At 70.1% G+C, this 26,303-nt stretch carries 25 protein-coding genes and 3 pseudogenes; 17 read left to right on the top strand and 11 right to left on the bottom strand.

The genetic code is table 11. The features are described from left to right. Positions 1-34 precede the first annotated feature (34 nt). The 3 genes from OHA58_RS33335 to OHA58_RS33325 all read right to left on the bottom strand — a co-directional run bounded on the left by OHA58_RS33335 (position 35) and on the right by OHA58_RS33325 (position 4,112). A complete protein-coding gene (locus OHA58_RS33335) occupies positions 35-328 on the bottom strand; it encodes a putative quinol monooxygenase (RefSeq protein ID WP_405483407.1) in 294 nt (97 codons plus the stop codon). Between the two features lie 32 nt (positions 329-360). Continuing rightward, positions 361-2,925, bottom strand: coding sequence for a GH32 C-terminal domain-containing protein (locus OHA58_RS33330; protein ID WP_405483405.1), 2,565 nt, complete (start codon positions 2,923-2,925; stop codon positions 361-363). 233 nt (positions 2,926-3,158) lie between these two features. Next, a complete protein-coding gene (locus OHA58_RS33325; protein WP_405483403.1) occupies positions 3,159-4,112 on the bottom strand; it encodes a carbohydrate kinase in 954 nt (317 codons plus the stop codon). A 288-nt stretch (positions 4,113-4,400) separates the two neighbouring features. Here OHA58_RS33325 and OHA58_RS33320 point away from each other — a divergent pair, with 288 nt between their 5' ends. The 9 genes and pseudogenes from OHA58_RS33320 to OHA58_RS33280 all read left to right on the top strand — a co-directional run bounded on the left by OHA58_RS33320 (position 4,401) and on the right by OHA58_RS33280 (position 11,506). Beyond that, positions 4,401-5,423, top strand: a complete 1,023-nt coding sequence (locus tag OHA58_RS33320; protein ID WP_405485309.1) for a sugar ABC transporter substrate-binding protein — start codon at positions 4,401-4,403, stop codon at positions 5,421-5,423. A 101-nt stretch (positions 5,424-5,524) separates the two neighbouring features. Beyond that, positions 5,525-6,520: an ABC transporter permease gene (locus tag OHA58_RS33315; protein ID WP_405483401.1), complete on the top strand. Its 996-nt coding sequence runs from the start codon at positions 5,525-5,527 to the stop codon at positions 6,518-6,520. After that, entirely contained in the window at positions 6,517-7,353 is an 837-nt protein-coding gene (locus OHA58_RS33310) for an ATP-binding cassette domain-containing protein (RefSeq protein ID WP_405483400.1), read from the top strand. The genes OHA58_RS33315 and OHA58_RS33310 overlap by 4 nt, the downstream gene beginning before the upstream one ends. A 76-nt stretch (positions 7,354-7,429) precedes the next feature. Then, positions 7,430-8,449 (top strand): LacI family DNA-binding transcriptional regulator, encoded by a 1,020-nt coding sequence (locus tag OHA58_RS33305; RefSeq protein WP_405483398.1) that lies wholly within the window; start codon positions 7,430-7,432, stop codon positions 8,447-8,449. A gap of 230 nt (positions 8,450-8,679) precedes the next feature. Beyond that, positions 8,680-8,787: a transposase gene (locus OHA58_RS33300; RefSeq protein WP_405483397.1), complete on the top strand. Its 108-nt coding sequence runs from the start codon at positions 8,680-8,682 to the stop codon at positions 8,785-8,787. Between the two features lie 185 nt (positions 8,788-8,972). Then, a pseudogene (locus tag OHA58_RS33295) lies at positions 8,973-9,200 on the top strand (transposase); the annotation flags it as partial. 136 nt (positions 9,201-9,336) lie between these two features. Next, a pseudogene (locus OHA58_RS33290) lies at positions 9,337-9,621 on the top strand (hypothetical protein); the annotation flags it as partial. Between the two features lie 405 nt (positions 9,622-10,026). Further along, a complete protein-coding gene (locus OHA58_RS33285; RefSeq protein WP_405483395.1) occupies positions 10,027-10,374 on the top strand; it encodes a hypothetical protein in 348 nt (115 codons plus the stop codon). Positions 10,375-10,696: 322 nt separating this feature from the next. After that, complete coding sequence (locus OHA58_RS33280; protein ID WP_405483394.1) at positions 10,697-11,506, top strand: IS630 family transposase; 810 nt, start codon at positions 10,697-10,699, stop codon at positions 11,504-11,506. A 30-nt stretch (positions 11,507-11,536) separates the two neighbouring features. Here OHA58_RS33280 and OHA58_RS33275 read toward each other — a convergent pair. Next, positions 11,537-12,025: pseudogene (locus OHA58_RS33275) on the bottom strand (transposase); the annotation flags it as partial. Between the two features lie 337 nt (positions 12,026-12,362). On the opposite strand from OHA58_RS33275, the gene dhaK reads away from it, so the two are divergent. The 5 genes from dhaK (at position 12,363) to OHA58_RS33250 (ending at position 17,006) form a co-directional block, all read left to right on the top strand. Continuing rightward, positions 12,363-13,355 (top strand): dihydroxyacetone kinase subunit DhaK, encoded by a 993-nt coding sequence (dhaK, locus tag OHA58_RS33270; protein ID WP_405483392.1) that lies wholly within the window; start codon positions 12,363-12,365, stop codon positions 13,353-13,355. A 44-nt stretch (positions 13,356-13,399) separates the two neighbouring features. Then, positions 13,400-14,002, top strand: coding sequence for a dihydroxyacetone kinase subunit DhaL (gene dhaL / locus OHA58_RS33265; RefSeq protein ID WP_405483391.1), 603 nt, complete (start codon positions 13,400-13,402; stop codon positions 14,000-14,002). Next, positions 13,995-14,438 (top strand): PTS-dependent dihydroxyacetone kinase phosphotransferase subunit DhaM, encoded by a 444-nt coding sequence (locus OHA58_RS33260; protein WP_405483390.1) that lies wholly within the window; start codon positions 13,995-13,997, stop codon positions 14,436-14,438. Before dhaL ends, OHA58_RS33260 begins: the two co-directional genes overlap by 8 nt. 205 nt (positions 14,439-14,643) lie before the next feature. Further along, positions 14,644-15,630, top strand: a complete 987-nt coding sequence (locus OHA58_RS33255; RefSeq protein ID WP_405483389.1) for a fibronectin type III domain-containing protein — start codon at positions 14,644-14,646, stop codon at positions 15,628-15,630. Between the two features lie 272 nt (positions 15,631-15,902). Continuing rightward, positions 15,903-17,006 carry a Gfo/Idh/MocA family protein gene (locus tag OHA58_RS33250; protein WP_405483388.1) on the top strand — a complete coding sequence of 368 codons (1,104 nt, stop codon included), beginning with the start codon at positions 15,903-15,905 and terminating at the stop codon, positions 17,004-17,006. On the opposite strand, the gene OHA58_RS33245 is transcribed toward OHA58_RS33250, so the two are convergent. The 3 genes from OHA58_RS33245 to OHA58_RS33235 all read right to left on the bottom strand — a co-directional run bounded on the left by OHA58_RS33245 (position 17,003) and on the right by OHA58_RS33235 (position 20,136). Then, on the bottom strand, positions 17,003-17,587 hold the full coding sequence (locus tag OHA58_RS33245) for a PadR family transcriptional regulator (protein WP_405483387.1): 585 nt from the start codon (positions 17,585-17,587) through the stop codon (positions 17,003-17,005). The two genes, OHA58_RS33250 and OHA58_RS33245, sit on opposite strands and share 4 nt — an antisense overlap. A 61-nt stretch (positions 17,588-17,648) precedes the next feature. Continuing rightward, positions 17,649-19,670, bottom strand: coding sequence for an FAD-dependent oxidoreductase (locus OHA58_RS33240; protein WP_405483386.1), 2,022 nt, complete (start codon positions 19,668-19,670; stop codon positions 17,649-17,651). A gap of 199 nt (positions 19,671-19,869) precedes the next feature. Further along, entirely contained in the window at positions 19,870-20,136 is a 267-nt protein-coding gene (locus OHA58_RS33235) for a hypothetical protein (RefSeq protein WP_405483384.1), read from the bottom strand. Between the two features lie 68 nt (positions 20,137-20,204). Here OHA58_RS33235 and OHA58_RS33230 point away from each other — a divergent pair, with 68 nt between their 5' ends. After that, on the top strand, positions 20,205-20,669 hold the full coding sequence (locus tag OHA58_RS33230; protein WP_375989120.1) for a MarR family winged helix-turn-helix transcriptional regulator: 465 nt from the start codon (positions 20,205-20,207) through the stop codon (positions 20,667-20,669). A gap of 29 nt (positions 20,670-20,698) precedes the next feature. Here the strand turns inward: OHA58_RS33230 and OHA58_RS33225 are convergent, their stop codons facing one another. After that, a complete protein-coding gene (locus tag OHA58_RS33225) occupies positions 20,699-21,418 on the bottom strand; it encodes a GNAT family N-acetyltransferase (RefSeq protein ID WP_405483381.1) in 720 nt (239 codons plus the stop codon). 196 nt (positions 21,419-21,614) lie between these two features. On the opposite strand from OHA58_RS33225, the gene OHA58_RS33220 reads away from it, so the two are divergent. Beyond that, the gene (locus OHA58_RS33220; protein WP_405483380.1) at positions 21,615-22,247 is read left to right on the top strand and encodes a peptide deformylase; all 633 of its coding nucleotides are present in this window, start codon (positions 21,615-21,617) and stop codon (positions 22,245-22,247) included. A gap of 51 nt (positions 22,248-22,298) precedes the next feature. Here OHA58_RS33220 and OHA58_RS33215 read toward each other — a convergent pair whose 3' ends face one another. Continuing rightward, the gene (locus OHA58_RS33215; RefSeq protein ID WP_405483379.1) at positions 22,299-23,090 is read right to left on the bottom strand and encodes a VOC family protein; all 792 of its coding nucleotides are present in this window, start codon (positions 23,088-23,090) and stop codon (positions 22,299-22,301) included. Positions 23,091-23,299: 209 nt separating this feature from the next. Here OHA58_RS33215 and OHA58_RS33210 point away from each other — a divergent pair, with 209 nt between their 5' ends. After that, a complete protein-coding gene (locus OHA58_RS33210) occupies positions 23,300-24,325 on the top strand; it encodes an NAD-dependent epimerase/dehydratase family protein (protein ID WP_405483377.1) in 1,026 nt (341 codons plus the stop codon). Between the two features lie 33 nt (positions 24,326-24,358). On the opposite strand, the gene OHA58_RS33205 is transcribed toward OHA58_RS33210, so the two are convergent. Further along, a complete protein-coding gene (locus OHA58_RS33205) occupies positions 24,359-25,471 on the bottom strand; it encodes a sensor histidine kinase (RefSeq protein ID WP_405483375.1) in 1,113 nt (370 codons plus the stop codon). After that, entirely contained in the window at positions 25,464-26,276 is an 813-nt protein-coding gene (locus OHA58_RS33200; RefSeq protein WP_405483373.1) for a response regulator transcription factor, read from the bottom strand. The genes OHA58_RS33205 and OHA58_RS33200 overlap by 8 nt, the downstream gene beginning before the upstream one ends. Positions 26,277-26,303 lie beyond the last annotated feature (27 nt).

The following is a 26,303-nucleotide window of genomic DNA, read 5'->3' as shown; positions in this document are numbered from 1 at the left end:
CGTCGACGTCGCGCCCGCCACGCCTCCTACGACGTCAGGTCACCGGGTCGAGGAAGGTCAGCACCGAGGCATCTTCCTCGATCAGCGGGGCGAGCGCGGCGTTGAACGGGCCGCCGTAGGGGGCCTTGAGGTGCGCCTGGAACGCCGCCTCGTCCCGGTACACCTCGAAGATCCAGTAGGCGCGGGGCCGGGACGCCTTGGTGTAGACATCGAAGGCGAGGTTGCCGTCTTCCTCACGCACCTCCTTGGCGTACTCCAGGATCAGGCGGGCGACGTCGGCCTCCGCGCCCTCGCGTGCGGTGAATTCGGCGAGCAGAGTCTTGTTCATGGTGGCGTGTCCTGTGTGTGGTCGGGGTCGGGTCAGTCGCGGTAGGAGTTCAGGTGCCAGACGCGGGCCTGGTCCAGCGTCACCGAACCGTTCTCGGCGAAGACCTGGACTCCCTGGCTGTCCGGGTTCGGGAAGATCTGGTCGGTGATGGCTGCCGCGCCGTTGCCGCCGAAGACCTCGACGGACGACCAGTCGACCAGGACCCTCAGCTTCACCTTCCCGTTCTTCGCCTTCAGCGGCGCGCGCTGTACGCCGGGGAAGGCGTCGCTGAAGTCCACAGCGCCGGAGCGGGTGCGGTCGACGTACAGCTCCTGCGTGGTGGTGTCGTATCCGATGACGGTCTCCTCGCCTCCGGCACCGGTACGCACCTTCAGGCCGAAGCCGTCGGCGTCCTTGAGGGAGAACGTCGCCTCGATGTCGAGCGCCTTCCCCGTGGCCGCCGAGCCGCCCAGGGGCTGTGAGGTGTCCTTGACCGTGACACCGGTCGCCGTCACCGCGGTCTTCTGCCGCAGGGACTTGAGGCTGTCGACCGGCTCGCTGGTCAGCCGAATCCGGCCGTCGACGGTGCGCAGAGCCATCTGCCGGGGAACGCTCTGCGCGCTCCGCCAGGGAGAGGTGGGGATGGCGCCGCCGTACTCCCAGTCATTCATCCAGCCGATCATGTAGCGCTTGTCGCCCGGCACGTTCTCCCAGGACACGGCCGCGTAGTAGTCCTTGCCGTAGTCGGCCCAATTCGCCCGCTGCACAATGGACTTGGCGGGCTCGGCGGCGGCAGTGAACTGGTCGGCCAGGATGTGACCCATGCCCGCGGTGTTCATGTCGACGATCTGGATCTGCGCCTGCTTCCCCGCGTAGGGACGGAGGTCGAAGGAGGCCCAGTCGAGGCTCTCGGTGTCGGAACCGGTGGCGGTGCGGACCACCTTGCCGTCGACGATCAGGTTGACGGAGGTCTCCTGGGAGACGGGCTGAGCCTTCGTATCGGACAGCACGATGTGGTCGATGTTGAGGTGCCCCCAGCCGCCGGTGTTGTCGTCGACGATTCTGATCTGCGCCTTCTTGCCGTCGAGGTCCTTGACGTCCCAGGAAGCCCAGTTGAGCGCCTCGGTGTCCTTGCCGGTCGCGCTGCGCACCACCTGGCCGTCCACGAGGAGTTCTACGGCGGTGGGGTTCTCGGAGCCGGCCGGGTGATTGCCGCCGCCGACAAGGAAGTTGACGTAGTCCTTGTCGAGGGTGAACTCCGGCGAGGTCAGCGTGCCGGTGGTGGAGTCGCCGTCGCGGAAGGTGTTGACCAGGCCGCCGCCCAGGTATCCGGAGACCTCCTGTTGGTTGGGGAGGGTGCCGGTGGCCGGTGCCGGGCCGAAAGCGTCGCCGGTCGTCGTCCAGTCGCCGTAGCTGCCGCCCTCGAAGTCGGCGAGGACCGTGCCCGTGGGCGGGTCTCCCTGTTCCAGGACTGTTCCGTCCCGGTGCGGGTGTCGTCCGCCGCCGACCTTGAAGTTCAAGTAGGCGCTGTCGACGGTGAATGGGGGTGAGGTGAGGATGCCGGTGGTGCGGTCACCGCCGTGGAAGCTGTTGGCGAGGCCCGAGCCGTCGAAGCCGGTGACCGCGCTCTGTCCGTCCAGGGCACCTGCCGCGGGGCCGGCGCCGAACGCGGTACCGCCGGCCGTCCACGTACCGAAGCCGGTGCCTTCGAAGTCCTGCCGCACGGTGCCGGGCGGCGGGGTGTACGAGCCCGTGTCCTCGGCCGTGAACTTCTTGCCGTCGAAGTCGCCCACGAAGTACTGGGATCCTGAACCCCCCGCGATGCCACCGGGGTTGAGGTTGACGACCAGCACCCACTTGGTTCTCTTCTTGTCCCCGTCGACCGGGAGGGGGAACAGGTCGGGGCACTCCCACACACCTCCCGTCGCACCGGCCGGACCGAACTCGCTGAGCAGGTTCCAGTCCTTGAGGTTCTTGGACGAGTAAAACCGCACCTTGTGCTCGGTGGAGAGCGAAACCGTCATCAGCCAGCTCTTCGTCGGCGCGTACCACTGGACCTTGGGGTCGCGGAACTCCTTGGAGCCAATGTCCAGGACGGGATTACCCCGGTACTTGGTCCAGGTGCGGCCCCGGTCCGTGCTGTAGGCGAGCGCCTGCGCCTGTACGCCGGTGGCCTTGTCGAGGCTGGTGTAGATCGCCACCATGGGCGGGTTCTGCTTCGTGCCGAACCCGGTGGTGTTGTCCCGGTCGACGACCGCGCTGCCGGAGAACACCATCTCCTTGTCGTCGTGCGACAGCGCGAGCGGAAGCTGCTTCCAGTGCACGAGGTCCGTGCTGACGGCGTGCCCCCAGGACATGTCGCCCCAGGAGTTGCCGTTGGGGTTGTACTGGTAGAAGAGGTGGTACTCGCCCTTGTAGTACACGAGCCCGTTGGGGTCGTTCATCCAGTTCTTCTGCGGGGTGAAGTGGAACTGGGGCCGGTAGGTCTCGGAGTACGAGGGCGCGTCGGACGCTGCGGCGTGGGGAGCCAGCGGGGCGGCAGAGAGAGCGCAGACGGTCACCGTCGCCGCCGCAATCAGCCGTCTGTGGGCATGCCGGAATACACGTACAGGGCTCATGAGGTCTCCTGCGCTGCGGCCGTCCGCGCAACAGGTCAGCTGGGCCTGGCGCGGACTGATCGGAAGGGGCTCCTCGCCCGGGCCGTCGTCCACGGCGCGGGAAGGAGAGAATGTCATCGATGACTTGTGTCATCGATGACATCGTGGCGAGCTGATGATGAGCGCAATCCGGTCACCGCGTCAACGGCTCTGGCGCAACGTCCCGTTGAACGACAAACCGCCCGTCAGGCGCGCTACCGCGTGGCGAGCTGCTCCACCTGACTCCGCCACGGGGGGTTGGGTCCGGGAACCGAGCAGGTCAGAGCCGCGACGCGGGTGGCGAACCGACAGGCATCCGCCACGTCGTCGAGACGGAGCTTCGACAACCGGCCTCCGAGGAGTCCGCCGGCGCCGAGGTGGTGCAGCAGCCCGGCGGTGAAGGAGTCGCCCGCGCCGACCGTGTCGGCGACGACCGCTGGCGCGGCGGGCACCCGGAACCGTTCGCCGTCGAGCGAGGCCAGGACCCCGTCTGCACCGCGCGTGATCACCACGAGCCGTGCGCCGGCCGCGTGCCAGATGTCGCACGCCTTCTCGGGCGAGGCGTCCGGCAGCAGGAGCTCCAAGTCGTCCTCGCTCAGGCGCAGCACGTCGGCAAGGTCGCACCAGTGCGCCAACCGGGCGCGGTAGACCTCGGGCCGCACCAGCAACGGCCGGACGTTGGGGTCGATGCTGATCGTCGCGTCGGGGGCGGCGGTCGCCAGGAACTCCTCCACGGCCGCCGCGCCAGGCTGCCGCACCAGAGCCAGAGAGCCGGTGTGCACGCAGGCGGTCCCGGACAGGTCCACCCGCGCCAACTCCCTTGCCGTCCACTGCCAGTCGGCCGTGTTCTGCGCGTGGAAGGAGTACGTGGCCTGCCCCTGGGCGTCCAGTTCCGCTATGGCCAGCGTGCTGGGCTCGTCGGCCTCGACGGCGTACGTCAGATCCACGCCAGACGCCTCCAGGTGGCTCCGGAACAGCCGGCCGAACACATCGCCGGACAGGCGCGCCAGGAGTCGGGCCGAGGTGCCGAGCCGGGCCAGCGCCACCGCCGTGTTCGCGGGTCCGCCACCCGGCAACACGCGCAGCGCGAGTTCGTGCGCGGCCTGCGCCGGCTCGGTGAAGGCGTCGGCGACGCACTCTCCCAGGACGGTTATCTGACGTGGGGTCATGGGCTGCTCTTCTCTCGGAACGTACGGGCAAGGAAGGCGCATCACGGCGCAGCCGCCGCTCGGCTCCGCGGGCTCGACGGTCATGAGCAGGGGGTCGACGACCGATGAGCGTTGCCGATTTGTGACGGGCGGAAGGCATTGACGTTGCCGGGATCGAGAGTCCATCATCCTCGCCAGGCAGTGTCAACGATGACATAAGTCAACGATGACACCTCGGGCAGCCGCACCGTGAACCCGGCCCGTGCCGTTCGCCATCCCACAGGAGTCGCCATGTCTCGCAGCACGCATATGTCTCGCACCACGGGTATGTCCCGCTCCGTTCTCGGAGCCGTCGCCGTCACCGCGGTCGCCACCCTCACGCTGACGGCCTGCGGATCCGGCTCCGGGTCCGCTTCCGCCGGTGGCGGTTCGGGCAAGGTCAAGGTCGGCCTGATCACCAAGACCGACACCAACCCGTTCTTCGTGAAGATGAAGGAGGGCGCGGAGAAGTCCGCGAAGGAGCACGGCGCCCAACTCCTCACCGCTGCGGGCAAGTTCGACGGCGACAACGCCGGGCAGGTCACGGCCATCGAGAACATGGTCGCCTCCGGCGTGAAGGGCATTCTGCTGACCCCGAGCGACTCCAAGGCCATCGTCCCGGCGATCGAGAAGGCCCGCGCCAAGGGCGTCCTGGTCATCGCCCTGGACACACCGACCGATCCGCAGAGCGCTGCCGACGCCCTCTTCGCCACCGACAACCTCCACGCCGGGGAGCTGATCGGCGCGTACGCCAAGTCCGCCATGAAGGGCAAGACCGCGAAGATCGCCACCCTCGACCTGGCCCCCGGTGTCTCGGTCGGCGTCCAGCGGCACGACGGCTTCCTCAAGGGCTTCGGCATCGGCGCCAAGGACAAGTCGATCGTCTGCTCCCAGGACACGGGTGGCGACCAGGCCAAGGGCCAGACCGCGATGGAGAACTGCCTCCAGAAGGACCCCGGTATCAACCTCGTCTACACCATCAACGAGCCCGCCGCCCTGGGCGCTTACACCGCGCTCAAGGCCAAGGGCCGGGAGAAGGACGTCCTGATCGTCTCCGTCGACGGTGGCTGCAGCGGGACCCGGGCGGTCAAGGACGGCCAGATCGCCGCCACCTCTCAGCAGTACCCGTTGAAGATGGCCGCCGAGGGTGTCGACGCCGTCGTCAAGTACGCCAAGGACGGCAAGAAGGCGTCCGGTTATACCGACACCGGCGTCACCCTGATCACCGACAAGACGCAGACGGGCGTCACGTCCAAGGACACCGGGTTCGGCCTGAAGAACTGCTGGGGCTAGAGCCTGCCCGGCGGTCAGGGCGCATCACCTGCCCGCCGCCCCTCCCCGTCCGCCGGCACGGACGGACCAGAACAGCTTCTGTCTTCCGACAAGGACTTCGCATGACAGCCACCACCACGCCGTACGCCGAGCTCAAGGCGCCGACAACGGTCCGCAGACTGCTCACGGCGCCGACCACCGGCCCTCTGGTCGCCCTCCTCCTGGCCTGCGTCTTCTTCTCCGTATCGACCGACCAGTTCCTCACGGGCGGCAACTTCTCACTGATCGTGCAGCAGGTCATGGTCGTGGGCACCCTCGCCATCGGCCAGACGCTGATCATCCTCACGGCGGGCATCGACCTGTCGTGCGGTGCGGTGATGGCGTTCGGCAGCATCGTGATCGCCAAGATGGCTGCCGAGGGTGCGCTGCCCCCGCTCGTCGCCATCGCGCTCGGCCTGGCCGTCTGCGCGGGATTCGGGCTGCTCAACGGGCTGTTGGTGCAGAAGATCCCGCTGCCGCCGTTCATCGTCACCCTCGGCATGCTCAATGTGGCGTTCGCGCTCACGCACATCTACTCCGAGGAACAGACGATCACCAGCCTGCCCGGGCCGCTGACGGCTCTCGGGCGGACGTTCCCGCTCGGCCACACGGACATCACCTACGGTTCCCTGGTCACCATCGCCCTGTTCCTCCTCCTCGCCTACACGCTGAGCAGCACCGGCTGGGGCCGGCATGTCTACGCGCTCGGCAACAGCCAGGAGGCGGCACGCCTGAACGGCATCCGCACCTCCCGCCTGACCATCGGCATCTACGCTGTCGCGGGCCTCATGTACGGCATCGCCGCCCTGCTGCTCGTCTCCCGCACCGGAGTCGGCGACCCGCAGGCCGGCCAGACGGACAACCTCGACAGCATCACCGCCGTGGTCCTCGGCGGCACCAGCCTCTTCGGCGGCCGGGGATCGGTGCTTGGCACCTTCATCGGCGTCCTGATCGTCGGCGTCTTCCGCAACGGGCTCCAGCTGATGGGCGTCGCCTCCATCTACCAGACGCTGATCACCGGAGTCCTGGTGATTCTCGCCGTGACCGTCGACCAGATCTCCCGGAAGAGGGCCCGATGACCGCCACCAGCACCCCCACTCCCGTCCTGCAGGCCCGCGGTCTGGTCAAGCGCTACGGCCATGTCACCGCCATCGACGGAGCCGACTTCGACCTGCTGCCCGGCGAGGTCCTCGCGGTCATCGGCGACAACGGCGCCGGTAAGACCAGCCTGATCAAGGCCCTCACCGGTGCGGTGGTCCCCGACGAGGGCGAGATACGCCTCAACGGTGAACCGATCCAGTTCGCCGGCCCGCAGAGCGCTCGTGCCCACGGCATCGAGACGGTCTACCAGGACCTCGCCGTGGCCGCCTCCATGGACATCGCCTCGAACATGTTCCTCGGCCGCGAACTGCGCCGCCCCGGCGTCCTCGGCAACGTCTTCCGCATGCTGGACAAGAAGCGCATGCGCCAAGAGGCCGCCGAGCACATGGCCGACCTGAAGATCGGCCTGCGCTCGCTCACACAGTCGGTCGAGACCCTCTCGGGCGGACAGCGCCAGGCTGTCGCGGTCGCGCGTTCCGTCGCCTGGGCGCGCTCCGTCGTCGTCATGGACGAGCCCACCGCCGCCCTCGGCGTCAAGGAGTCCGGTCAGGTCCTCGATCTGATCCGCCGGGTCCGCGACAAAGGCATGCCCGTGGTCCTGATCAGCCACAACATGCCGCACGTCTTCGAGATCGCCGACCGGATCCACGTCCACCGGCTCGGCCGGCGCGCCGCGGTGATCAAGCCGTCCGACTACACCATGGCCGAGGTCGTCGCCATCATGACCGGTGCTCTCACCCTCGACGCCGCCGGGGATACTGTCGTAGCGGATTCCAAGGCTGCGAAGGCCGCAGGGGTCCGCGCCAACTGACCGCACAACTAAAAGCACTCACAGGTTCCGGCCGGGCCCGCGGCCGGAACCGACGAGCAAGGGGGCCATCTCCTCCATGGCAGCGAACCGCCGCCCGACCCTGGCTGACGTCGCCCGGGAAGTGGGCGTCAGTGCCAAGACCGTGTCTCGTGTCCTCAACGAGGACGGCCCTGCCTCGGCGCAGACCAGGGAGCAGGTGCTCGCCGCCGTCACCAAACTCGGCTTCCAGCCGAACCTGATGGCCCGCAACATCCGTGTCGGTGGCCCCGACACCACGGTCGGCCTGGTCATCCCCGATCTCGCCAACCCGTTTTTCGGAACCGTGGCGAGGAGCATCGAGGACACCGTCTGGGACCGCGGTCTGACGCTTCTCATGGGTTCCTCCGCGGACGACCCCGACCGCGAGCGCGCGCTGACGGACAAGTTCCTCGCCCGCCGCGTCAGCATCCTGATGGTCGTGCCGTCCGTCGGCGCCGGCCACGCCCGTCTCAAGACCCACCGTGCCACCGGCCTGCCGATCGTCTTCATCGACCGTCCGGGCTCGGGCCTGGCCACGGACAGCGTCGTCAGCTCCAACCGCGCGGGCGCTCACGACGGCGTCGCCCACCTCATCGCCCACGGCCACCGTCGCATCGGCTTCGTCGGCGACCTTCCCGCCAAGCTCTACACGCGCCGTGAACGTCTGGCCGGATACCGCTCGGCCCTGCAGGGAGCCGATATCCCCTACGACCGCTCACTCGTCACCAACGCCCACGACCAGCAAGGGGCCGAAGCGGCGGCCAACCACCTGCTCGACCTGGCCGATCCCCCCACAGCCCTGTTCGCCGGCAACAACATCATGGCGCTGGGAATCGTCGCCGAACTCGCCCGAAGCGGACGAAAGCACGTGGCGGTCGTCGCCTTCGACGACGTATCGCTGGCCGATGCACTCGAACCGGCCCTGACCGTCGTCGCCCAGGACCCCGAAGAAATCGGCAGAACAGCAGCGACGACTGCCCTGGCCCGGCTGGACGGCGACCGCTCCCGTGCTCACACCATCACCGTTCCCACCCGATTGATCGTCCGCGGATCGGGCGAGCAGCCCGTGCCGGCGTAGACCTGCACGTGACCTGGCAAGAGTTTCGTCTGCATCCAGGACGTGAAGAGGGCCGGAACAAGAACGTGGCCAGGGTGGCGGGCGTCTCCCTGGCCATCCGCTTCACTGCGCTGAACCGGCCGCTGTCCCTCCCCTCGTAGCGTGAAGACCATGGCTGCAGGGGAGTTTGGAGTCATAGCGGAGAAGCGACGGAAGTACGAGCCGGAGTTCCGTGAGGGGCGGTACGGATCGTGGCGGAGACTGGGAGGTCGATCGCTGAGGTCGCCAAGGACCTGGGGACCAACAAGACGACGCTGGCCACCTGGGTGTCCCGGGACCGCGCGGGCCGGCGGGGGTGATGAGCTGGAGCGACTTGCGGCGGGAGAATGCCCAGCTCAAGAGGGATAACAAGGAACTGGTCATGGAGTGTGATGTCCCAAACGCTGCATGGTCCTGTGGGTGAAGTACCCGTGACGGACCCGGCCCAAGTGGTCGGGGTGATCAGCGACTTCAGGACCGAGCACGGCATTTCGCACCGCGTCCCGTGCCGAGCGTTGGGCGTGAGCGAGTCGTGGTTCTACAAGCACCGCACCTCCAGCCCACCCGGCGGGAAGTGCGCCGCCAGCGTCTGAGCGAGGTGGTGGCCGAGGAGTTCGCTGCCTCCGGCGGCACTTGCGGTTCGCCGAAGATCTGGATCCAGCTAGCGCGGCAGGGCTGGGGTGTCTCGGAGAACACCATCGCCAAGCTCATGTCCGAACTGGGCCTGGTGGCCCGCAAGGTGCGTCACGCCGGGGCTGACCCGGCCGGGGAAACGGCCGGCCACCCCGGACCTCGTGCACCGCGACTTCACCGCCGCGGAACCCGACCTGGTGTGGTGCGGCGACATGACCGAGATCGAAACTGGCGAGGGCGAGCTCGTCCGGGCCGGCTGGATGAGGCTGTGGGAAACCGTGCACCTGTCGCTGGGTGCCGATATCCACGAGATCACCGGCTTCTTTGCCTGCGGCATGCTCGGCAACACTGCGGGTGCCGATAAATCATCCGCGCAGGTCACGGCCTTGATTACCTATCGGCGAGCCGCGCACACCGACCTTATCCGTCCGGTGATCGCCGAGCGAGGCCGAGATGGCAACAGGTGGAGCCTCAGGCGGAAGCGCAGTCTTGGGAACTGGAGTGGTTGCCGGCGGGGCTAAGGCCCTGGGCCGCACCGAGCGACAGATCGACATCGATCCGAAGAAGTATGAATACTTCTTCGGAAGGGTGAGGTCTAACGTGCACAACACGGATAGATCGCAGCAGAATATGCGTCAGTTGGCGTCAATCGGAATCCATGACACCCCGGATGGTCGCGCTGTCATGGAGGCGCACTGGCATGATGCAGTGAACAGGGACGGAAACATCGCAGAGACCTTCACCTCAAAGAGCGGCTTGCCTTCAGAAGTGCGGGAATCCTTGCTGGCCGGACCAAACGGATTCCTGATGACGAAAAATACGTTCGAAGTATCTGGGGATACTTATAGACTTACGACCATGATTCCGGTAGGCGGTAATACCAGGTATCGAACGAAGTGAATGACGGAAAGTGGAGGTAGGGAGCCATGGAAATCCCCGATGGTGATGAATTTCTAATTGCATTCGGAGTCGAGCCCGCCCCCTCCGCGCTGGATGCCGACATCTACGAGATGCGGATCCCCGGCGACGAATTGGCCGTAGTCTTCTCCTATAGTGAAGGTGGAGAATCGGTCAGGGTTTCCTGGGAGCGGAAGGGTTCACCTCTGATGGAAGCTTTCAGGGAAGGTGTCGAGGCGGTAAGAATTCGCGACGTGGAAGGGCGGGTCGGGATTTCATGTCTGAGTCGAATGGGCCCCTTTGTTGGGGTTCTTGATATCGACATCTATCCAAACCTCAAAATCAAGGATTCAATCCTGCTGGAAGAATCTGAATAGTGCAAGTTCATGACGCGGTGGCGCAGCCGCTGTGAGGGTTCTTTCTTGGCAAAGTTTCCAACACGCTGCGGTTGCCGGGATAGCCTCGGTAGATACGTGCGTTGCTTACCGATCCGAAACGCCTGTGATTCTTGGTCGTTGAGCTGGGTGTGAGTGATCTGGTGGGGGACGCGCGGCATCTGTCGCCGTCGGCGCAGGGGGTGCTGCGTCTACGGGCGGTGGCCGCGCTGGTGGCGGGGCGGGACCGGGAGGACGTCGCGGCGGTCTTCAAGGTGTCGTTGAAGGCCGTGGACAACTGCTGGGCGAGGCGGAACAGGCCGCGGTGCGGCAGGCGGTGCTCGATCACTGTCCGTGCGATGTGGGTCTGGTGGGGCAGTTGTGGACGTGGACGCTGGTCTGTGACCTGATCGCGAAGCTGTACCGGGTGCGGCTGAGTGAGCCCGGGGTCGGCAAGTACCTGAAGCGGTGGGGACTTTCCTTCCAGCGGCCCGACAAACGGGCCGCGGAACAGGACCCCGAGAAGGTGGCCCGCTGGCACGAGCAGACCTGGCCGGCGATCCGGGCCAGAGCCAAGGCCGACGGCGGCGAGATCCTCTTCGCCGACCAGATCGGGGTCCGTTCCGACCAGGTCACCGGCCGGACCTGGGTCGAGAAGGGACGCACGCCCATCGTCCGCCACACCGGCAACCGGTTCTCCGTGAACGCGATGTCCGCGATCAGCACCAAGGGCCGGATGCACTTCATGGTCTTCATCGAGAGCTTCGACTCCGCCGTGATGTGCCGCTTCCTGGACCGCCTCGTCAAACACTTCGACCACGAGATCCACCTGGTGTTCGACGGGCACTCCGCGCACCGCTCGAAGAAGGTGAAGGACTGGCTCGCCGACCACGCCGAGGAGATCGAGCTGCACTACCTGCCGCCGTACTCGCCCGAGCTGGACCCCGACGAGCTCGTCAACGCGGACCTCAAGCACAGCCTCCCCAAAAGCCACCGAGCCCGCAACCAGGACCAACTCGCCGCAGAGACCCGCCGGTTCTTCCGCCGACGCCAACGCCAGCCCCACATCGTCCGCGGCCGCTTCCACGGCCCCCACGTCCGCTACGCCCTCAAAGAGAACCCTTTGAGTTTCTGATCAATACAACTCCGGCAAGAAGCGGCACCCGTCCCACGGACACAGCCGGACCACATCCAGCATGGCAGTCCACGACGTCCGCCCTGGCTCCAGGGCGGCGACGAAGGAATCGGGCCACCCAGGGATCATCTGGGCCGAGCCCCTGCCCCGGCCATACGTGTGACAGAACAGCCGGTCCGGGCTGGTATTCGCATCCGGCTGCAGCCAGTTGCTCACATCGACCGCCAGCACCAGCCGCCCTTCAGCCCTCCGTGGAAGCGGCAGCTCGGCCAGCGCCATGCGCAGCCGAGACAGGTCCAGATGCCCGCGGTTCAACCCGCCATACAGTGCACCATGCCCACGCTGATGCTCAGGCGCCAGGGACAATTCGACCAACGTCTTCACCGGGCCGTCCGCACACAGCAGGGCGTCGCCCAGCTCGAACAAGGCATCGGGTCCGTGGGCCAGGCAGGCATATAACTCCGTCCGAAACCGTGACAGTTCGGCAAACGCATCCCGCGGGACATCCCGCTGCAGCACCACACCCAGGCCATCCTCTGCCGCGCACGGCGCCCAGCCGACGTCCTCTTCGCCACGCTCCGCGACGACACCTCTGCCAACCACCCACGCCGCACACGTGACCAGGGCCCCGCGAGAGCCGATACTGCCGTGAGTGAGCGGTTGGGAGCGCCGGTCCGCAACTACACAGCCACCTGATAGTCCGTCAGCAAAGTCAGCAATAGGTCAGCAACAGCCCCGCCAGAACCCGCTTCCAGCCGCCACGGACCACCAAGATCTATAACCTTCCAAACCCGCTTTGACCAGGGAGAACACTGGTCAAAGGCCCAGATGCTACGCCGCTCACCTGGAGGTACCCATGAAGATGCTCATCAACGTGGCCGAGACCGTGGTCGCCGACGCGTTGCGGGGAATGGCCGCGGCCCATCCGGAGCTGGTCGTCGATGTCGAGAACCGGGTGATCGCGCGCCGGGACGCCCCCGTCGAGGGGAAGGTCGCGATCGTCTCCGGCGGCGGGTCGGGGCACGAGCCGCTGCACGGGGGGTTCGTGGGGTACGGGATGCTGTCGGCCGCCTGTCCGGGTGAGGTGTTCACGTCGCCGGTGCCCGACCAGATGGTGCGGGCCGCGGCCGCCGTGGACAGCGGCGCCGGGGTGCTCTTCGTGGTGAAGAACTACACGGGTGACGTGCTCAACTTCGACATGGCCGCGGAACTCGCCGAGGACGAGGGGATCCAGGTCGCCAAGGTCCTCGTCAACGACGACGTGGCCGTCACCGACAGTCTGTACACCGCGGGCCGGCGCGGCACGGGCGCGACCCTGTTCGTCGAGAAGATCGCGGGCGCGGCGGCCGAGGAGGGGCAGCCGCTGGAGCGCGTGGAGGCGATCGCCCGTCAGGTCAACGCGAACGCGCGGAGCTTCGGTGTGGCCCTGAGCGCGTGCGCCACGCCCGCCAAGGGCAGCCCCACCTTCGATCTGCCGCCCGGCGAGCTGGAGTTGGGCGTCGGTATCCACGGTGAGCCGGGCCGCGAGCGGCGCGCCATGATGACCTCCCGCGAGATCGCCGACTTTTCCGTGGACGCCGTCCTCGAGGACCTTCAGCCGACCGACCCGGTACTCGTCCTCGTCAACGGCATGGGCGCGACCCCGCTGCTCGAGCTCTACGGGTTCAACGCCGAGGTCCAGCGCGTGCTCACCGAGCGCGGCGTGCCGGTGGCACGCACCCTCGTCGGGAACTACGTCACCTCGCTCGACATGGCCGGTGCCTCCGTCACCCTGTGCCAGGTCGACGAGGAGCTGCTGCGCCTGTGGGACGCGCCCGTCAGCACGGCGGGCCTGCGCTGGGGCATGTGAGGCGGCCCGTCGTCCGAACCATCACCACCACGCAAGGAGATGACGTGCTCGACGCCGATTTCTTCCGACGCTGGCTCACCGCGGCCACCGCGGCCGTCGACCGGGAGGCGGCCCGGCTCACCGAACTCGACTCGCCGATCGGTGACGCCGACCACGGCAGCAATCTGCAGCGCGGCTTCTTCGCCGTGAGCGCCGTCCTGGAGAAGGAGGCACCGGCCACCCCCGGCGGTGTCCTCACCCTCGCCGGGCGCCAGTTGATCTCGACCGTGGGCGGCGCGTCGGGCCCGCTGTACGGGACGCTTCTGCGCCGTACAGGCAAGGCGCTCGGGGACGCCCCCGAGGTAAGCGAGGCGGAACTCGCCGCGGCGCTGCGGACCGGGGTGGACGCGGTCATGACGCTGGGCGGTGCCGCGCCGGGCGACAAGACCATGATCGATGCGCTGGTGCCCGCGGTCGACGCGCTCGGCACCTCCTTCGACGCGGCCGCCACCGCCGCCGAGCAGGGCGCGCTCGCCACGACGCCGATGCAGGCGCGCAAGGGGCGGGCGAGCTATCTGGGCGAGCGCAGCATCGGGCATCAGGACCCGGGCGCCACGTCGTCGGCGCTGCTGATCGGGGCGCTGGCCGAGGCGGCCCGCGATGAGTGATCCCGGGATCGGAGCCAGCAGTGCCGGCGGTCAGGAGAAGGTCGTCGGGATCGTCCTCGTGTCGCACAGCCGTGCCGTCGCCGAGTCGGTGGCGGAGCTGGCGACGGGGCTCGCGGGCGGCGGTGCGGTCGTCCCCCTGGCACCGGCGGGCGGCACCGAGGACGGCGGGCTCGGCACCAGCGCCGAGCTGATCTGCGGCGCCGCGCGGTCGGTGGACCGGGGTGCGGGCGTCGCCGTGCTCGCCGATCTGGGCAGCGCGGTGCTCACGGTGAAGGCGCTGCTCGCGGAGGGCGACGAACTCCCGGACGGGGCGCGCCTGGTGGACGCCCCCTTCGTCGAGGGGGCCGTGGCCGCTGTCGTCACGGCGTCGGCGGGGGCGGATCTGGACGCGGTCGAGGCGGCTGCCGTCGAGGCGTACACGTATCGGAAGGTGTGAGCGACCCGGGGCGGCGGCTCACCCGTCGCCCCGACGCGCCGTGCGCGTCCGTCGCCCCAACTCGGTTCATTCTGAGCGCACTTGAGCGTGCAGTCCACCGCTCGGGGTCCGGACGGGAACGACGCGCGCGACACCGCCTCTTGATGTGACCCCGTCACTCATGACATACAGGTCTGTACCAATGCTTCCGAGCGGAAGGCCTGCCGTGCGACGCATCCCCGGACGCACCCCGCTGGCGTACACGACCTGCGCCGCCGCGCTGCTGTTCGCCACCTCGTGCGGCCTGCTCGACGACGGCACCCGGCAGGGGCCCGCCCTCACGGCCCCCGCCGGAGTCACGGCGCAGGCGGGCAGCGCCACCTCCGTCCACGTCATGTGGAGCCGCCCCGAGGGAGCCGCCGAGGTCAAGGGCTACACGGTGTACCGGGGCGCCACCAAGGTGAAGGAGGTGCCGGGCGAACAGCACATGGTCGACATCGTCGGGCTGCACCCGCGCTCCGCCTACACCTTCTCCGTCCGGGCCGAGGACACCGACGGCACACTCGGACCGCTCAGTCCGAAGGTGGCCGTCACCACCCCGGCCGCCATGGCCGAGGACCGGTCCGCCCCGACCCGGCCGGGAGCGCTGCGCGGCCGGGCGGACGGCGGCCGGGCGGCTTCGCTGTCGTGGGGCGCGTCCAAGGACGACAAGGGCGTCGTCTCGTACGACATCTACCAGGGCGCATCGAAGATCCACAGCGTCGACGGGGGCGAGACCCGGGCGCTGATCACCGGGCTGCGGCCGGGCACCGCCTACTCGTTCACCGTGAAGGCGCGCGACGCCGCCGACAACACCTCCCCCGCGGGCCCGGCCCTCAGGCTCACCACCGCGAAGGGCTCCGACGATGGCCCCGGCACCGCCCCCACCGACTTCCGCGCCACGTCCCGCCGGGCCGGCGGCGCGTACTACATCGACCTGTCGTGGACGCCGCCGCGCACGGGCGGCACCGTGCCCGCGTACCGCATCTACCTCGACGGCCGCCAGGCCACCACGCTCGTCTGGGGCGACGCCCCGCCCAAGGGCACGGCGCGGAACAGTTTCTACGTGGGCAAGGAGGCCAGCGTCCGGCACCGGGTACGGATCCGGGCCCAGCTGCCCGACGGGACGTGGGGCGCCTACTCCGCCGAACGGAGCGTCACCACCGGGTCCTGAGCAGGGCTCTCCGGGCCGGACGGCCGCCGGGGCCCGGTGGGCCGGACCATGGAACCTGTCCTCTGCCCGGCTCCCGTCCGCATGCGCCCCGCCCGGCCCACAAGTTGGCTCTACGTCAGGCGCAGGCGTGGAGCACACCACCGGACCCAGGTCCGTGGCATCGCTGTGTCACGCCCGGGACGCGCCCTTGTCTGCTCCCCTCCGGGCGTCCTACCGTCTCCGGAGCCGCGCGGGAGCGGCCGCATCACCTACGCATCCGCCTTGGGGGCAGCGTGAGTTCGGGGCCGGTCGGTGTCGCCGTCGTCGGGGCGGGCGTCATCAGCAAGGAGTATCTGCGGACGCTGTCCGCCTTTCCCGATCTGCGGGTGGTGGGTGTCGCCGACCTCGACGCGGGCCGCGCCACGGCCGTCGCGCGCGAGCACGGCGTACCGGTCGCCGGCGACGTGGCGACGGTGCTCGCCGTTCCCGAGGTCGAGCTCGTCGTGAACCTCACCGTGCCGACCGCCCACGCGCAGGTCGCGACGCAGGCGCTGCGGGCCGGGAAGCACGTGTACGGCGAGAAGCCGATCGCCCTGGCCCCCGGCGAGGCCGAGAAGGTGCTCGCCCAGGCGGCGGAACGGGGGCTCCTTGTGGGGAACGCGCCGGACACGTTCCTCGGCGCGGGGCTCCAGTCGGCGCTGCGGGCCGTCGGGGCGGGGCACATCGGCGAGCCGGTGGCGGCGACGACGGCGGTGCAGGGCCTTGGGCCGGAGCGCTGGCACCCCGACCCGGCGTTCTTCTACCAGCCCGGCGCGGGACCGCTGTTCGACCTCGGGCCGTATTACCTGACGGCGCTGGTGGCACTGTTCGGCGGGGTGTCGCGCGTGGCGGCCTCGGCGGCACGCGCGCGCGAGGATCGCGTCGTCGGGTCGGGGCCCAAAGCGGGGCAGGTGTTCCCGGTGGCGGTGCCGACGCATGTGTCGGCGCTCGTCGAGTTCGCGTCGGGGGTGCGGGCGACGTCGGTGTTCAGCTTCGACTCGGCGCTGCCGCGTATCCAGTTCGAGGTCACCGGCACGGAGGGCGTCCTCGCCGTGCCGGACCCCAACACCTTCCGCGGGCCGCTGAGGGTGCGGGCCAACGGGGCGGACGACTGGCGCGAACTGCCGGTCGCGGGGCGCGTCGACGGGCGCGGGCTCGGCGTGCTCGACCTGGCGCGGGCGATCCGCCGGGGCGGTGCGCCACGTGCGTCGGGAGCACTGGCCCTGCACGTCCTGCAGACGATGACGGCGATCACGCACTCGGCCGAACATGCCGAGTTCACCCGGATCGCCACGTGCCCGACGCCACCACAGCCCGTGCCGGCGGACTGGGACCCGGGGGCGGCGACCCTCGCCTAGGCCTTGTCGTCACCGGGCAGACGGGAAGGTGACGACAATGCCTGGGACGGGTCGAGGCCGAGTTCCTCCAGGGTCTGTTCGAGCCAGCGCGCCCAGAACGTCTCCAGGTCGATGCCCGCGCGCAGCACGACGTGCTGCAGGCGGTCCTCGACGGAGTCGAGGCCGGGCGGGAAGTCCCGCTTCTCGATCTCCTCGTACTCAGCCAACTGCCGCCGGTGCAGGTCGAGATGGCGGCGCAGGTCGGCCTCGATGCCGTCGGTGCCGACGACGGCGGCGGCGCGCAGGCGCAGGAGCAGCGGGTCGCGCAGCGGTTTGGGGTCCTGGCTCGCGGCGGTCCAGCGGGCCAGTTCGGCGCGGCCCTCGGGCAGGACCTCGTACTCCTTCTTCTGACCGCGCGCGGGCGTCGGCGCGGGCAGGGCCCTGATGTACCCCTCGCGTTCCAGGCGGCCCAGCTCGCGGTAGATCTGCTGGTGCGTGGCCGACCAGAAGTAGCCGATCGACTTGTCGAAGCGGCGCGTCAGTTCGAGGCCCGACGACGGCTTCTCCAGGAGGGCCGTGAGGATCGCGTGCGGGAGTGACATGGCTGCACCTTATGCGGAGGCGGTCACGCGGCCGGCGGGCCCGGCCACGTGACCGCCGGTCTCACAGCGCCGCGGCCAGCTCGGTGCCCTGGCGGATGGCGCGCTTGGCGTCCAGCTCGGCGGCCACGTCTGCGCCGCCGATCAGGTGCGCCTCGCGGCCCGCGGCGAGCAGGTCGTCGTACAGACCGCGCGCCGGGTCCTGGCCGGTGCACAGCACGACGGTGTCGACGGGGATGACGGTGGAGTTGCCGTCGACGGTGACGTGCAGGCCCGCGTCGTCGATGCGGTCGTAGGTGGCGCCCGCGACCATGGTGACGCCGCGGTGGCGCAGTTCGGTGCGGTGGATCCAGCCGGTGGTCTTGCCGAGTCCGGCGCCGACCTTCGAGGTCTTGCGCTGGAGGAGGTGGACGGCGCGCGGCGGGGCGGGGCGGTCGGGCTTCGCGAGGCCGCCGCGGCCCTGGTAGTCCATGTCGACGCCCCACTGCCGGAAGTACGTGGCCGGGTCCTGGCTCGCCTTGTCGCCGCTGTCGGTGAGGTACTCGGCGACGTCGAAGCCGATGCCGCCCGCGCCGACGATCGCGACGCGCTCCCCGACGGGCGCGCCGTCGCGCAGGACGTCGAGGTAGCCGACGACGCTGGGGTGGTCGAGCCCCGCGATCTCGGGGGTGCGGGGGGTGACGCCGGTGGCGACGACCACCTCGTCGTACGCGTCCGGGGCGAGGTCGGCGGCGGTGACGGGGGTGTTCAACCGGACGTCCACGCCGTGCAGTTCGAGCTGCGCGCGGTAGTAGCGGAGGGTCTCGTCGAACTCCTCCTTGCCGGGGACCTTGCGGGCGACGTTGAGCTGGCCGCCGACCTCGGACGCGGCGTCGAAGAGGGTGACGGCGTGGCCGCGCTCGGCGGCGGAGACCGCGCAGGCGAGACCCGCGGGGCCCGCTCCGACGACGGCGACGCGCTTGCGCAGGCGGGTCGGAGCGAGGACCAGCTCGGTCTCGTGGCAGGCGCGCGGGTTGACGAGGCAGGAGGTGATCTTGCCGCTGAACGTGTGGTCCAGGCAGGCCTGGTTGCAGCCGATGCAGGTGTTGATGGTCTCCGAGCGCTCGGCCTGGGCCTTGGCCACGAAGTCCGGGTCGGCGAGCAGGGGCCGCGCGAGGGACACCATGTCGGCGCAGCCGTCGGCGAGCAACTCCTCGGCGATCTCAGGGGTGTTGATGCGGTTCGTGGTGACGAGCGGGATGGAGACCTCGCCCATGACCTTCTTGGTGACGAAGGTGTACGCGCCGCGCGGCACCGACGTCGCGATGGTCGGGATGCGGGCCTCGTGCCAGCCGATGCCGGTGTTGATGATGGTGGCGCCGGCGGCCTCGATCTCCTTGGCGAGCTGCACGACCTCTTCGAGGGTGGAGCCGCCGGGCACGAGGTCGATCATCGAGAGCCGGTAGATGAGGATGAAGTCCGTGCCGACGCGCTCGCGGACGCGGCGGACGATCTCGACGGGGAAGCGGATGCGGTTCTCGTACGAGCCGCCCCAGCGGTCGGTGCGCCGGTTCGTGGCGGCGACGATGAACTCGTTGATGAGGTAGCCCTCGGAGCCCATGATCTCCACGCCGTCGTAGCCGGCGCGCTGGGCGAGTTCGGCGGCGCGCGCGAAGTCCTCGACGGTCTGCTCGACCTCGGCATCGGTGAGTTCGTGCGGCGGGAAGGGGCTGATCGGCGCCTGGAGCGGGCTCGGGGCGACGAGGTCCTCGTGGTAGGCGTAGCGGCCGAAGTGGAGGATCTGCATCGCGATCTTCCCGCCCGCCGCGTGCACCGCGTCGGTGACCTGGCGGTGCTCGTCGGCCTCCGCCTCGGTGGTCAGCTTCGCGCCGCCGGCCCAGGGGCGTCCGGCCTCGTTGGGGGCGATGCCTCCGGTGACCATGAGGCCGACGCCGCCGCGGGCGCGGGTGGCGTAGAACTCCGCCATGCGCGCGAAGCCGTTCTCCGCCTCCTCGAGTCCCACGTGCATGGAGCCCATCAGGACCCGGTTGGGCAGCGTGGTGAATCCGAGGTCGAGCGGGGTGAGCAGGTGCGGGTATCGGCTCATGGTGGCCCTCCGTGCGCGGCGAACGTCGTCACAGTTGTAGACGACGACACCTCGCTTTTGCAACAAGTTGCATAAGAGAGCTGCGCCACGCCGCACAGCGCCGCCGCGCCCCGCCGCCACGACGAGGCACGACGGGGCACGACGGGGCACGACGGGGCACGACGGGGCACAACGGGTCACGGCGCGGCCGGGCGGCCGGTCAGTCCGCGGCGATCTCCGCCACCCACCCGTACGGCAGCTCGTCGCCGTCGACCGTCACGGCCTCGACGGAGCGGGTGAGCGGGTCGATCTCCACCTGCACCCCTTCGCCCTCGAAGCGCGGATAGCCGGACTCCCCGGACGATCCCGTGGCCTCGACGGACACCACGCGCAGGGGGTTGCCGTGCACGGGGTGACCGTCCTTGTCGGCGAGTTGGGGCTTGACCAGGACCGTGTAACGGGCGGGCACATCACTGGGGTCGCTCATGCTCAGGAGGCTAGCTCCGGGCACGGGAACGCGCCTGCCCGCGGCGCACACCTGCCCTCGGTTGTAGAATGCAACGAGCAGCGGGGAGAGGACAGCACGTGACAGACCGAGAGACGGCCGTCGAGACCATTCAGCGCGAGATGACGTCGTTCGCGCGGCGTGCCAGAGCGATGGCCGGACGGATGCACCCCGAGCTGTCGCTCGTGTCGTACACCCTGCTCAGCCACCTGGACGAGAAGGGCGGCTGCCGGGCGACGGACCTCGCCACGCACTACGCCCTCGACAAGTCGACGGTGAGCCGGCAGGTGTCCGCGCTGGAGCGGGCCGGGCTCGTGATGCGCCGGGTGGACCCGGACGACCACCGCGTCCAGGTCCTCCATCCGACCGAGGCGGGCGCCGACATCCTCGCCCAGGTCACCGTCAGCCGCCGTCAGGCGTTCCAGGAGCGGGTGGCGGACTGGCCCGAGGAGGATCTCGTCCGCTTCGCGGACTATCTGCTGCGCTACAACGCGCAGGTCCAGGAAGAAGCCTGAGCCACCGCGAAGACCGCGCGCGTCATCGCTCAGCGGGCGGCGGCGTGGTCGAACTCCGGGACCCGGGCCGCCATGAACTTCGTGGTGCGCCGCAGCCGGAAGCCCAGGGACTCGTAGAGCCTGATGGCGTTCGCGTTGCGCGCCGCCGTGTGCAGGAACGGCGTCTCACCGCGGTCCTTGATCCCCGCCGCCACGGCCAGGACGAGGCGGGCCGCGAGCCCCTGGCCGCGATGGTCCGGGTCGGTGCAGACGGCGCTGATCTCCGTCCAGCCCGGCGGGTGCAGCCGCTCCCCCGCCATCGCCACGAGCGCGCCCTGCCTGCGGATCCCGAGATAGGTGCCGAGTTCGACGGTGCGGGGCAGGAACGGCCCCGGCTGGGTGCGCGCGACGAGGTCCAGCATCTCGGGCACGTCGGCCGCGCCGAGCAGCACGGCCTCCGCGTCCGGCGCCGCGGCCACGCCGTCGTCGACGAGTTGCACCCCGTCCATGCTCATCGTGAGTTCCCAGCCCTCGGGCGGCGCCGTGCGCATCCCTGGCAGCGGGACGGTCTCGCCCGGCCCGGCGAGCGCCGCGAGATCCGCCCAGTCTCCGGGTCCCGGCTCGTCCGGCAGCGCAAGCCACGGCGACACGTCAAGGGGGTACCGCACGACCCGGCCCCGCCGTTCGGCGAAGTGTGCGTGCGGGCCGGTGAGGGAGGCGTACGCGGGGTTGTCGAGCGGGTGGGCGGTGGCGGCGGCCGGGACGGACATACGGCGGGCTCCCAGGAGGCGGCGGTGGGCGTGCGGGCGGTGGAGCGGCCGTGCCTACCATGGCCGCCCTCCGATGAAAGCCCATGTCACCGCGGTCTGATTCCCTCACCGGGGGAATGTTCACGAGCCCGCAACGATGATGCGCGCGGCACGGTGGACGTTGCCGACGCGTGATCCTTCTTGGCATGCTGGCGCGATGCCCTCCGTACCCCTGAGTGACCGCGTCGAGGAACTGCTCGCGGGCGAGCACCCGTTGCCGGTCGTGGAGGCGGGCGACCCCGTGCTCCGGTCCCCCGCGCTGACCTACGACGGTCAGCTCGAACCCGCGCTCCTGGAGCGTCTGATCGCCGCGATGCGCGCGTCGATGCACGCCGCTCCCGGCGTCGGTCTCGCCGCACCGCAGATCGGCGTCCCGCTGCGGATCGCCGTCGTCGAGGACGCGGCCGAGGTCCCCGAGGAGGTGCGGGTGGCGCGCGGCCGGGTGCCGCAGCCGTTCCGCGTCCTGATCAACCCGTCGTACGTGCCCGTGGGGGCGCACCGCGCCGCGTTCTTCGAGGGCTGCCTGAGCGTGCCCGGCCTGCAGGCCGTGGTCTCCCGGCACCAGAGGGTGCGGCTGCGTGGTCTCGACGAGCGGGGCCACGCCGTGGACGAGGAGTTCACGGGGTGGCCCGCCCGGATCGTGCAGCACGAGACGGACCATCTGCACGGAACGCTCTATCTCGACCGGGCGGAGCTGCGCTCGCTGTCCACCCGGAACGCGATGGCCGAGCGCTGGACGCAGCCCACCGCGGAGCTGGCCGCGGGAGCGCTCGGCTTCTCGATTCCCTGAGGACCCGTGCCCCTGAGGACCCGTGCCCCTGAGGACCCGTGTGCCCTCCCGTCAGGTGAGGTCGGGCATCTCGCCCTCGGTCGTGCTCAGGTCGATCACCGAGAACGCGGCGCCCTGCGGGTCCGTCACCGCCGCGAAGCGGCCGAACGGGGTGTCCATCGGGCCGTAGTGGAGCTTTCCGCCGAGCCTGGTCACCGTGGCGACCGCCGCGTCGCAGTCGTCGACCGCGAAGTAGACGTTGACGTACGACGGGACCTGCGGCGGGAAGTCCCCGGTCATCTTGAAGCGGCCGAGCTGGGGCTGTCCGTCGAGCTGCCAGATGTTGAAGTCGACGTTCTCGTCGGCCATCTTCCGGACCTCGTACGGGAAGGCGGCCTCGAAGAATCCGTCCGTCTTCCCGGTGTCACGCGTGGTCACCTCGGCCCAGGCGTACGAACCGGGCTCGCCCACCTTCTCGAACCCGTCGTGCGTACCCGGCTGCCAGAGGCTGAAGAAGACGCCGGCCGGGTCCTGGACGGTGACCATCGAGCCGAAGTCGCCGACCTCCATGGGCTCCATCAGCAGGGTGCCGCCGGCCTCCTTGACGCGGGCCGCCGTGGCCTTGACGTCGGGTGTGGCCAGGTACAGGTTCCAGGCCGGCGGGGTGCCCTCCATGCCCGGCATCTGCGGCGAGAGCGCGCCGACCCGCTTTCCGTCCGACTTCGCCTGCGTGTAGTTGCCGAACTCCTCCTGGCCCTCCTCGAACGTCCAGCCGAGAAGCTCGCCGTAGAAGCGCTTCGCGGCCTCCAGGTCGGGGAACATGGCGTCGGCCCAGATGGGCGCGCCCTCCGGTCGTGCGGCCATGGCGCGAACCCTTCTTCCGAGTGGTGGTGGTTCCGGGGGTGGGACGGTCCCGGCAACGGTGGTGCGATTCGTCCCGGTTCCCCCGATTCACGCTAGCCGCGTACAGGCCGCCGCGCGATACCGAACTCCGTTCGCACAAGCCTTACGGAGCCATGACGTGTCGGCGAGGAGAGCCCTCGCGGCGCCCTGTCCCGCATAGCGTGGGCGGCATGCGTGTACTGGTCACCGGCGGTGCCGGGTTCATCGGGTCCGCGGTCGTGGACGCTCTCTCCGCACGAGGACATGAGGTCGTCGTGCTCGACGTCCGGCCGCCCGGCCCGGACGAACGCCGGCCCTGGGTCGTCGCCGACGTACGCGACCCCTCCGCCGTGGAGTCGGCCCTCGCCGGCGTCGACGCGGTGTGTCATCAGGCGGCGAAGGTCGGCCTCGGCAAGGACTTCGCCGACGCGCCCGACTACGTCTCCCGCAACGACCTCGGCACGGCCGTGCTGCTCGCCGCGATGGCCTCGGCGGGGGTACGGGATCTGGTGCTCGCCGGGTCGATGGTCGTGTACGGGGAGGGGCGGTACGAGTGCGGGCGTCACGCAGTGGTGCGCCCGGGACCGCGCGCCGAGGCCGACCTGCGGGCGGGCCGCTTCGAGCCCGCGTGCCCGCAGTGCGGCGACGCGCTGAGCCCCGGCCTCGTCGGCGAGGACGCCCCCACGGACCCGCGCAACGTGTACGCGACGACGAAGCTCGCCCAGGAACATCTGGCGTCCGCCTGGGCGCGGGCCACCGGAGGCCGCGCGGTGTCGCTGCGCTACCACAACGTGTACGGGCCGGGGATGCCGCGCGACACCCCGTACGCGGGCGTCGCGTCGTTCTTCCGGTCGGCGCTGGCCCGGGGCGAGGCCCCGCGCGTCTTCGAGGACGGCCGCCAGCGGCGGGACTTCGTGCACGTTCACGACGTGGCCGCGGCGAACGCGCTCGCCCTCGAGACCATGGGCGACCGGCCCTCCGACTCGTGCGTCGCGTACAACACGGGCAGCGGGGACCCGCACACGGTGGGCGAGATGGCCCACGCACTCGCCGCCGCGTACGGCGGGCCGATGCCCGTCGTGACGGGCGAGTACCGGCTCGGCGACGTACGGCACATCACGGCGGACCCGGCCCGGCTCAGGGCGGAGCTCGGGTGGCGCGCCGAGGTGGGGTTCGAGGAGGGGATGACGGAGTTCGCCAAGGCGGAGCTCGGGTGAGGTGACTCTGCCGGCCGCCGGGGCGCGCGCCCGCTACGCCCCCGCGGCCGGGAGCGTCACCTCGAAGCAGCAGCCGCCGGCCACATTGCGCACGGCGGCGCTGCCCCGGTGGGCCTCCACGATTCCCCTGACGATGGCGAGCCCGAGGCCCGCGCCCGACGGGGGTGTACGGGCGTGGCTGCCGCGCCATCCCGTGTCGAAGACGCGCGGCAGATCCTGCTCGGGGATGCCGCCGCAGCCGTCCGTGACCGTGAGGACCACACCGTCCGTGGAGCCGGCCGCCGCCACGGCGACCGTGCCGTCGGCCGGCGTGCGACGGATCGCGTTCACGAGGAGGTTGCCGAGGACGCGGCTCATCTCCTTGCCGTCGACCTCGACGGGAATCTTGTCGATGCGGTCGCCGACGAGGCGTACGCCGTGTTCGCGGGCGAGCGGGTCGGCGCCCGTGAGCGCGTCGCCCACGAGGTCATGGAGGGAGATCCTGGACGGGCTCAGGACGAGGGTCCCCGCGTGGATGCGCGACAGTTCGAAGAGGTCGCCCACCATGTCGTTCATGCGCTCGACCTCGGTGCGGATCTGGCGCAGATAGCGGTCCGGGTCGGCCGCCATGCCGTCCTCCAGGGCCTCGGACATCGCGCGGAGCCCGGCGAGCGGGGTGCGCAGATCGTGCGAGATCCAGGCGACGAGCTCGCGACGCGAGGTCTCCAGGGCGCGCTCACGGTCCCTGGAGGCGGCCAGCTTGACGCTGGTGGCCTCCAACTCCCTTGAGAGCGCGGCGAGTTCCGCCGTTGCGGGGACGAGGGGCGCCGCGAAGCTGCCGCCGTCACCGAAGGAGCGGGCGGCGAGGGTGAGCGCGTTGCTGCGGGCCACGACCCAGCGGCCGAGGAGCAGCGCGGTGGCCAGTGACACGGTGGCGGCCATCGCGGCGACGGTCGTCACGACGGTCAGGTCGTGCGGGGACAGGAACATCGCCCAGGCCACGACGAGCGTTCCGGCGAGCATCGCAGTCACCGCGACGGCGGCGACGACCGTGAGCGACACCGTCAGGGAGCGGCGGCGCAGGACGAACAGGGCGAGCGCGCCCAGCAGGCCCGCACCGACGGCGCCGAGGAACGCGAAGAGGGCGATGAGGAGCATGTCATGCACGGGGTTCGATCCAGTCTGCCGGTGCGCGATCGGGCCGAGGGACTTCCGGTGCACGGTCGGACCCAGGGACTTCCGGTGCGCGGTCCGATCGAGTGGCGTCGCCGTGCGGGCCCGGGTCCAGGCGGTAGCCGACGCCCCAGACCGTCTGGATGAGGCGCGGGGCCGCCGGGTCGTCCTCGATCTTGCCGCGCAGTCGGCGGACGTGGACCGTGACGGTCGACAGGTCACCGAAGTCCCAGCCCCACACCTGCTGCATGAGCTCCTCGCGGGAGAAGGCGCGGCCCGGGTGACGCAGGAAGAAGGCGAGTAGGTCGAACTCCCTTATGGTCAGGGCGAGTTCGACCCCCGCCTTGGCGGCTCGGCGTGCCGCGGGGTCGACGGTGAGGGCGGCCGCGCGCAGCGGTCCCGCCGGCCTGGGTGCCGTGGCGGCGCGGGCCCGGCGCAGCACCGACTCGACCCGCAGGACCAGCTCGCGCGGGCTGAACGGCTTGGTCACGTAGTCGTCCGCGCCGACCTCGAGGCCGAGGATGCGCTCGTCCTCGTCGCCGCGCGCCGTCAGCATGATCACGGGGACCGGGCCGCGGGCCCGGAGTCTGCGGCACACCTCGATGCCGTCCATGCCGGGCAGCATGAGGTCGAGGACGACCAGGTCGGGCCCGTGCGCGTCGGCGCGGTCGAGGGCGGCCGGGCCGTCGGCGGCGCGGTCGACGTCGTAGCCGGCGCGGTCCAGGTAGCCCGCGACGACCTCGGCGACGGTCGGGTCGTCGTCGACGACGAGGACACGGCCGAGCGGTGGTGTCTGCATTCCACCAGCGTCGCACCCGAGGTGCCG

This window comes from Streptomyces sp. NBC_00009 (assembly GCF_045040855.1).
Lineage (GTDB): Bacteria > Actinomycetota > Actinomycetes > Streptomycetales > Streptomycetaceae > Streptomyces > Streptomyces aureus.
The sequence above is the reverse complement of the archived record's forward strand: the minus strand, read 5'-3'. Positions and strand labels throughout refer to the sequence as shown.